The organism is Tsukamurella strandjordii, from assembly GCF_039525985.1.
Classification (GTDB): Bacteria; Actinomycetota; Actinomycetes; order Mycobacteriales; family Mycobacteriaceae; genus Tsukamurella; species Tsukamurella strandjordii.
In genome coordinates this window covers 82,081-87,167 of sequence record NZ_BAAAII010000004.1, presented here as the reverse complement: position 1 = coordinate 87,167, position 5,087 = coordinate 82,081, and the positions used below count along the sequence as shown (strand labels likewise).

Annotated in this window: 4 protein-coding genes and 1 pseudogene; 4 read left to right on the top strand and 1 reads right to left on the bottom strand. The window is 69.1% G+C overall.

All coding sequences use genetic code 11. The features are described from left to right. Positions 1–223: 223 nt before the first annotated feature. The 3 genes from ABD108_RS06365 to ABD108_RS06355 are packed head-to-tail and all read left to right on the top strand — an operon-like array spanning position 224 to position 3,404. Entirely contained in the window at positions 224–1,153 is a 930-nt protein-coding gene (locus tag ABD108_RS06365; protein WP_305111399.1) for a Zn-ribbon domain-containing OB-fold protein, read from the top strand. Beyond that, positions 1,153–2,232, top strand: coding sequence for a thiolase domain-containing protein (locus ABD108_RS06360; RefSeq protein WP_343929807.1), 1,080 nt, complete (start codon positions 1,153–1,155; stop codon positions 2,230–2,232). Before ABD108_RS06365 ends, ABD108_RS06360 begins: the two co-directional genes overlap by 1 nt. Then, positions 2,229–3,404, top strand: coding sequence for a thiolase domain-containing protein (locus ABD108_RS06355; RefSeq protein WP_343929806.1), 1,176 nt, complete (start codon positions 2,229–2,231; stop codon positions 3,402–3,404). Before ABD108_RS06360 ends, ABD108_RS06355 begins: the two co-directional genes overlap by 4 nt. An 87-nt stretch (positions 3,405–3,491) precedes the next feature. On the opposite strand, the gene ABD108_RS06350 is transcribed toward ABD108_RS06355, so the two are convergent. Beyond that, positions 3,492–4,715 (bottom strand): cytochrome P450, encoded by a 1,224-nt coding sequence (locus tag ABD108_RS06350; protein ID WP_220657583.1) that lies wholly within the window; start codon positions 4,713–4,715, stop codon positions 3,492–3,494. Positions 4,716–4,958: 243 nt separating this feature from the next. Here ABD108_RS06350 and ABD108_RS06345 point away from each other — a divergent pair. Then, positions 4,959–5,087, top strand: a pseudogene (locus ABD108_RS06345) (steroid 3-ketoacyl-CoA thiolase); the annotation flags it as partial.

Genomic DNA, 5,087 nt, shown 5'->3' with positions numbered 1-5,087 from the left:
CAGCATGCTGTCACCCGAGGGGCCGGTGACGTGCACCGCCGTCCGGCCGGGATAGGCGTCGAGCGAGCGGAGCAGGATATCGCCGACGAGCGGCTCCCGATGCAGATCGTCCATGAATCCACGGTAAGCCCATAAAGCCTTTTCCGGCATACCCTTGCGCCAAAAAGTTAGAACATGTTTCACTCGGGTGGTGACTGCCGAACCGCAGACGCTCTCCGCGCCGATGATCATGTCCTTCGACTACACCCGATCACTCGGGCCGGTGCTGAGCGCGTTCATGACCAACCTCCGCGAGCGCCGCATCGTCGGCACCCGCGACGCCGCCGGGCGGGTGCACGTGCCGCCCCTGGAGTTCGACCCGGACACCCACGCCGCGCTCACCGAGGTGGTGCCGGTCTCGGACACCGGCACCGTGGTGAGCTGGTCGTGGAACGCGCACCCGGTGGACGGTCAGCCCTTCGACCGGCCCTTCGCCTACGCCCTGATCCGGCTCGACGGTGCCGATACCGCGCTGCTCCACGCGCTCGACGTGACCGACCCGGCACAGGTCAGCTCCGGCATGCGCGTGCGCGCCCGGTGGGCCGACGAGCCGACGGGGGCGATCGGCGACATCCTCGCGTTCGAGCCCGGCGAGGGCGCCGGGGTCCCGGACGGGACGGCCGAGACGGACGATCCCGTCACGATCCTCACCACGCCGGTGGAGCTGCACCTCGAGCACTCCGCCTCGGTACCCGAGACCCGATACCTGCGGGCACTCGCCGAAGGACGGCTGCTGGGCCAGCGGTGCTCCACGTGCGGCAACGTCTACGTGCCTCCGCGCAACGCCTGCCCCATCGACGGTATCCCCACCACCGAGGAGGTCGACCTGCCGGACACCGGCGTGGTGACCACCTTCTGCGTGGTCAACGTGCCCTTCCAGGGACAGCGGATCAAGCCGCCCTACGTGGCCGCCTACATCCTCATCGACGGCGCGGACATCCCCTTCCTGCACCTGGTCCTCGGCTGCGAACCGTCCGAGGTCCGCATGGGCATGCGCGTACGCGCGTCGTGGAAGCCCCGCGAGGAATGGACCGAGAGTCCCGGGAACATCTCGCATTTCGAGCCGACCGGGGAGCCGGACGCGCCCTACTCCAGCTACGAGAAGCATCTGTGATGAGCACACGACACTGCACCGATCCCGACGGCTCCGTCGCCGTCGTCGGCTACGCCGCCACCCCGTGGCTGCGCGCCGCCGAGACCACCACCAACGGCGTGGAGATGCTGATCCCGCTGTTCGCGGACGTCTTCGCCCAGACCGGGCTCACCAAGTCCGATATCGGATTCTGGTGCTCCGGATCGTCGGACTACCTGGCGGGCAGGGCGTTCTCGTTCATCGCCGCGATCGATTCGATCGGGGCGGTGCCGCCGATCAACGAATCGCACGTCGAGATGGACGCCGCCTGGGCGTTGTACGAGGCGTGGGTGAAGATCCGCACCGGCGAGGTGGACACCGCGCTGGTGTACGGCTTCGGCAAGTCCTCCGCCGGCACGCTGCGCCGCACGCTCACCATGCAGTTCGATCCGTACACCGTGGCGCCGCTGTGGCCGGACTCGGTCTCCGTGGCCGCGTTGCAGGCACGCGCGGGAATCGACGCGGGTGCGTGGACCGAGGCCGAGATGGCCCAGGTGGCCGCGCGTAGCCTCACGGACGCCACCGCCAACCCGGCCGCGCAGTTCTCGCGCACCGTCGACGCGCACACGCTGTTGAACGAACCCCTGTGGGCGGATCCGCTGCGGCGGCACGATATCGCTCCGGTCACCGACGGTGCGGCCGTCGCGATCCTCGCCTCCGCGGAGCGCGCCCGCGAACTGCGGGCGAACCCCGCCTTCCTCACCGGCCTGGAACACCGGATCGACTCACCGGCACTGGGATCGCGTGATCTCACGGCGAGCCCGTCCACCACGGCGGCAGCCCGGGCGGCGGGCGCCGAGGGCGCGCAGCTCGCCGAGCTGCACGCCCCGTTCACCCACCAGGAGCTCATCCTGCGCAAGGCCATCGGGCTGACCGACGACACGCAGATCAACCCGTCCGGCGGCGCGCTCGTGGGGAACCCGATGTTCTCGGCGGGCCTCGCCCGTATCGGCGAGGCCGCTCGGGCGATCTGGGACGGCAGCGCCGAGAAGGTGCTCGCCCACGCCACCGGAGGCCATGCCCTGCAACAGAACCTGATCGCCGTGATGGAGGCCAAGTGACCGCGCACCGCACCGCCGTTCTCGGCACCGGCCAGACCCACCATCGCGCCAAGCGCACCGACGTCTCCATGGCGGGGCTCATCCGGGAGGCCGTCGACCGCGCCCTCGAGGACGCCGGCCTCGGCATGGCCGATATCGACGCCATCGTGATCGGCAAGGCGCCGGACATGTTCGAGGGCGTGATGATGCCCGAGCTCTTCCTCGCCGATGCACTGGGCGCGGTGGGCAAGCCGCTGCTCCGCGTCCACACCGCCGGTTCGGTGGGCGGTTCCACCGCGGCCGTCGCGGCGGCGCTGGTGAAGGCGGGCGTGCACCGCCGCGTACTCACCGTGGCCTGGGAGAAGCAGTCCGAGTCGAACGCCATGTGGGCACTGTCGATCCCGGTGCCCTTCACCGTGCCGGTCGGCGCGGGCGCGGGCGGCTACTTCGCCCCGCACGTGCGCTCGTACATCCGCCGGTCGGGCGCACCGTCGCACGTGGGCGCGATGGTGGCGGTCAAGGACCGGCGCAACGGCGCGCTCAATCCGCTCGCGCACCTGCACCAGCCCGATATCACCCTGGAATCGGTGCAGGCCTCCCAGATGCTCTGGGACCCGATTCGTTTCGACGAGACCTGCCCCTCGTCCGACGGTGCCTGCGCCATCGTGCTCGGCGACGAGGACGCGGCGGCGCAATCCGAGGCCGCGACGGGCCGCCGACCGGGCTGGGTGCTCGCGACCGCGATGCGCACCGAGCCGCTGTCCTACGCCGGACGCGAGCACGTCAGCCCGCAGGCGGGCCGGGACGCCGCGGCCGCGCTGTGGCGCGACGCCGGAATCACCGATCCACTCACCCAGGTGGACGCCGCCGAGATCTACGTCCCCTTCTCCTGGTTCGAGCCGATGTGGCTGGAGAACCTCGGATTCGTCCCGGAGGGCGAGGGGTGGAAGCTCACCGAATCCGGCGGCACCGAGATCGGCGGCACGCTGCCGGTCAACCCCTCGGGTGGCGTGCTCTCCTCCAACCCCATCGGCGCGTCCGGCATGATCCGCTTCGCCGAAGCCGCCAAGCAGGTGATGGGCCGGGCCGGGGACTACCAGGTCGACGGTGCGCGGACCGCCCTCGGCCACGCCTACGGTGGTGGCTCGCAGTACTTCTCGATGTGGCTCGTGGGCGCCGACAAACCGGCCTGACGGCGAGCGGCTCCACGCGTTTCGCGGGCACGCACGACGAAGCCCCCGGGAGATTCCCGGGGGCTTCGTCGTGATCCGGCGGACGGCCTACTCGTACGCGACCTTCCAGTGCTTGATGCCGTTGAGCCAGCCGGACCGCAGCCGCTCGGGCTCCTCCAGCTGCCGGATGTTCGGCATCACATCCGCGATCGCCTTGAACATCAGGTCCATCTCCAGGCGCGCCAGGTTGGCGCCCACGCAGTGGTGCGTTCCGGAGCCACCGAAGCCGACGTGCGGGTTCGGATCCCGGAGGATGTTGAAGGTGTACGGGTCCTCGAAGGCGTCCTCGTCGAAATTGGCCGAGGCGTAGAACAGCGCCACCCGCTGCCCCTTCTTGATCTGCTGTCCGCCCAGCTCGATGTCCTCGAGCGCGGTGCGCTGGAAGACCGAGACGGGAGTGGCCCACCGGACGATCTCGTCCGGCGCGGTGCGCGGGCGCTGCTCCTTGTAGATCTCCCACTGATCGGGGTTGTCGACGAAGGCCTTCATGCCGTGGCTGATGGCGTTGCGGGTGGTCTCGTTGCCGGCCACGGCCAAGAGCAGCACGAAGAAGGCGAACTCGTCGCTCCCGAGAGCCTCACCGTCGATGTCCGCCTGGATCAGCGAGGTCACGATGTCGTCCATCGGACAGCCGCGGCGCTCCTCGGCGAGGTTCCACGAGTAGCCCATGAACTCGGTCATGGCCGTCATGTAGTTGCCCTCGAACTCGGGATCGTCGTAGGCCATCATCGAGTTCGACCAGTCGAAGAGCTTCTTGCGATCCTCCTGCGGCACGCCGAGGAGCTCGGCGATCGCCTGCAGCGGCAGCTCGCTGGCGACCTGTTCGACGAAGTCGCCGCCGCCGGTCTTGCGGGCCTCGTGCACGATCTGCTCGGCGCGCTCGGCGAGCGCGTCGTGCAGCGACTGCACCGCCTTGGGGGTGAAGCCGCGCGAGATGATGCGACGGGTCTTGGTGTGCTGCGGCGGGTCCATGTTGAGCAGCAGCATCCGCTGCACGTCGATCTGTTCGCGCTCGATCTCCGGGCCGAACCGGACGATCGCGCCGTTCTCCCAGTTGGAGAACTGCTTCGGGTTGCGCGAGATGGCCTTGATGTCCTCCAGCTTGGACACCACCCAGAAGCCGCCGTCGTCGAATCCGGTGGTGCCGGGAGGGATGTCCTGCCACCACACCGGTGCGGAACGCCGCAGCTCGGCGAATTCGGCCTCCGGCCGCCGCTCCGACCACAGGTCGGGACTGGTGAAATCGAATCCCGCGGGGAAGTGCACGCTCACGCCGCCTCCTTCAAGCGCCTCGACCTGGGACTGGCCAGGCGTATCTGAAACATGTTCTACTCATTGAAGCACAGTCGGCCGCGCCGTGAGCTAGATTGCGAAGGACGCACTGTGCTCAGTATTCACACAGGCCAGAAGAGTCCACTCGCGCGGCCGCGGCGCCTCGACAGGCGGCCGGATCAGCGCCACAATCGAGAACGTGCTCTACCCACGTAGTGGAGCAGAAGGTGAGGATCGATCGATATGGGAACCCCCGTCATCGTCGACGCCGTCCGTAGCCCCATCGGCAAGCGCAAGGGCTGGCTCAGCGGCCTGCATCCCGCAGAGCTGCTCGGCGCCACCGTAACCTCGCTGCTCGACCGCGCCGGGATC

Bases quoted from the DNA above. Each gene is read 5' to 3' on its own strand.
- ABD108_RS06365 (WP_305111399.1), top strand. From the start codon at position 224: ATGATCATGTCCTTCGACTACACCCGATCACTCGGGCCGGTGCTGAGC.
- ABD108_RS06360 (WP_343929807.1), top strand. From the start codon at position 1,153: ATGAGCACACGACACTGCACCGATCCCGACGGCTCCGTCGCCGTCGTC.